The 2,100-nt window shown below is 58.4% G+C and carries 4 protein-coding genes; 1 reads left to right on the top strand and 3 read right to left on the bottom strand.

Annotation, left to right across the window (positions count from 1 at the left end):
* On the top strand, positions 1-421 hold a 421-nt coding region (locus tag D8U69_RS29630), incomplete at its 5' end, for a hypothetical protein (RefSeq protein WP_206663070.1).
* Here D8U69_RS29630 and D8U69_RS21380 read toward each other — a convergent pair.
* The 3 genes from D8U69_RS21380 to D8U69_RS21370 form a co-directional block, all read right to left on the bottom strand.
* Positions 406-1,071 (bottom strand): response regulator transcription factor, encoded by a 666-nt coding sequence (locus D8U69_RS21380; protein ID WP_056852902.1) that lies wholly within the window; start codon positions 1,069-1,071, stop codon positions 406-408. The genes D8U69_RS29630 and D8U69_RS21380 overlap by 16 nt on opposite strands.
* Before the next feature lie 56 nt (positions 1,072-1,127).
* Positions 1,128-1,685 (bottom strand): PQQ-dependent catabolism-associated CXXCW motif protein, encoded by a 558-nt coding sequence (locus D8U69_RS21375; protein WP_130904751.1) that lies wholly within the window; start codon positions 1,683-1,685, stop codon positions 1,128-1,130.
* A 134-nt stretch (positions 1,686-1,819) separates the two neighbouring features.
* The coding region (locus D8U69_RS21370; protein WP_177434590.1) for an ABC transporter permease at positions 1,820-2,100 on the bottom strand (281 nt) is incomplete at its 5' end.

Here is a 2,100-nt window from a genome sequence, read left to right as displayed (position 1 = left end):
GGCAAGCCAGCTCCCACAGTGGATGTGTGCTGTTCACAAAACCCTGTGGGAGTCACTTGCTCGCAAGGCCATGAGCCTGTCGGTGTTTGTGAGGGCCTCATCGCTGGCAAGCCAGCTCCCACAGTGGATGTGTGCTGTTCACAAAACCCTGTGGGAGTCATTTGCTCGCAAGGCCATGAGCCTGCCGGTGTTTGTGAGGGCCTCATCGCTGGCAAGCCAGCTCCCACAGTGGATGTGTGCTGTTCACAAAACCCTGTGGGAGTCACTTGCTCGCAAGGCCATGAGCCTGTCGGTGTTTGTGAGGGCCTCATCGCCGGCAAGCCAGCTCCCACAGTGGATGTGTGCTGTTCACAAAACCCTGTGGGAGCTGGCTTGCCAGCGATGGAAGCGACGCGATCTTCTGTTTCAACGCCGCAGGTAAGAGCCGAAATCAATATCCCCGGCACTCAGGATCGCCTGCACTCGATTGTGCACGTTGAGCTTGCGCAGGATTGCCGAGACATGGGCCTTGACCGTGGTTTCGGCAATTTCCAGGGTGTAGGCGATCTGCTTGTTCGACTCGCCCTTGGTCATCCGTTCCAGCACTTGGAGTTGCTTGCGGGTCAGGGCTTGCAGCAGTTCGGGCGGGAACGCCGGGGTGTCGTTCATCCGCCGGTGGGTGCTGCTTTTGGCAGTGCGGATGATGTCTGGAGGCAGGTAGACATTGCCATTGAGAATTTGCTGGATGGCGTCGGTCATCTGGGCACGCGGTGACGACTTGGTGATGAAACCCACCGCCCCATAAGTGATGGCTTGCAGGACAATCTGCTTGTCCTGCTCGGCGGAAACGATCACCACTGGAATGGTCGGTGCTTCGTTACGCAGGTTGATCAGGCCATTGAGCCCATGCATGCCGGGCATGTTCAAATCGAGCAGAATCAGGTCGAGGTCGTCATGTTCCTGGGTCAGGGCCAAGGCGCTGTCCAGGTCAGCGGTTTCCATCACTTCGCTGCCGGCAAAACCGTCGCTGATGACGTTGTGAATGGCTTCGCGAAACAGCGGGTGATCGTCGGCAATCAGGATTTTGTACATGGCCTTTCACCTCATTATTTTGATTATGGTGTGGCAATAACACGCAGGCGTAAAGCTCAGGGAAAGGGCTCCGGGCGGGCAGGCGACACTGGCAGACTGGCCGCTTGCCAAGCGTCCAGGCCATCGCGATACCAATACAACGTCTTATAGCCCATGGCGCCCGCACGCTTGACCGCGTTCCAGCTCAACCAGCAGTCAGAGCGGCAATAGAAGACCAGCGGTTGCGTCGGGTCGCCGGCGGTCAGCTTTTTCAGGTGGGCGGCGAAATAATCCTGCCATTGCGGCGTCAGTTCACCGTCGCCGGTATTGGCCAGCCAATGGCTGCCGGGCAGGTTTTCGTGGGGCGTGTCTTCGATGAACCGGCCTTGCAGCCATTGCCGCCGGTAGACGTCGATCAGCAGCGGGCGCGGCTGTTGTTCAAGCAACAATTGCAGGGCAGGGGTGTCGACGATGGTTGCGCCTGGTAACTGGGTCGGCGTCGGGCTTCGATACAGGTCGATGCGATAGCCGTCGGCAGAGAACAGTCGGGTATCGGCCTGCGCGACACCCAGTACGAGGCTCAGCGACAGGGCGGCGAGGCAAGGGCGCAGCAGACAGCGTCGGACACGCGGCATGGGATTGAGTCCTTATAGTTATGGCCTCATTACATGCCAGTCGGGGGACGTTGGGAATGCGACGATAGACAGGGAAACCAGTACTAAAGTAGTAATTTCCCCTGTTGAAGCTCAATTGTGGGAGCGATGTGCTGTCACCCGGCCTTGCGCAAGGCTGCATGCTGTGGGTTGAAGGTCAGTACGGCGAACAACGCAAACAGCAGCGTCAGACCCATGCACACCGCCAGCGCCAGTGGATTGAACCGTTCATACAGGGCGAACCGTACCAGCTCCACGGCATGGCTGAACGGATTCACCGCACACAGCCAATACAGCCATTCGCTGGCCTCGCGCATTTTCCACAGCGGGTACAGCGCCGACGACAGGAAAAACATCGGGAAAATCACGAAATTCATCACCCCGGCAAAGTTCTCCA

Origin of the sequence: Pseudomonas sp. Sample_16, from assembly GCF_004307665.1 — a bacterium.
Taxonomy (GTDB): domain Bacteria; phylum Pseudomonadota; class Gammaproteobacteria; order Pseudomonadales; family Pseudomonadaceae; genus Aquipseudomonas.
Note: the sequence above shows the minus strand (reverse complement) of the source record. Positions and strands in the feature narration are given on the sequence as shown.

Bases quoted from the DNA above. Each gene is read 5' to 3' on its own strand.
- D8U69_RS21380 (WP_056852902.1), bottom strand. From the start codon at position 1,071: ATGTACAAAATCCTGATTGCCGACGATCACCCGCTGTTTCGCGAAGCC.
- D8U69_RS21375 (WP_130904751.1), bottom strand. From the start codon at position 1,685: ATGCCGCGTGTCCGACGCTGTCTGCTGCGCCCTTGCCTCGCCGCCCTG.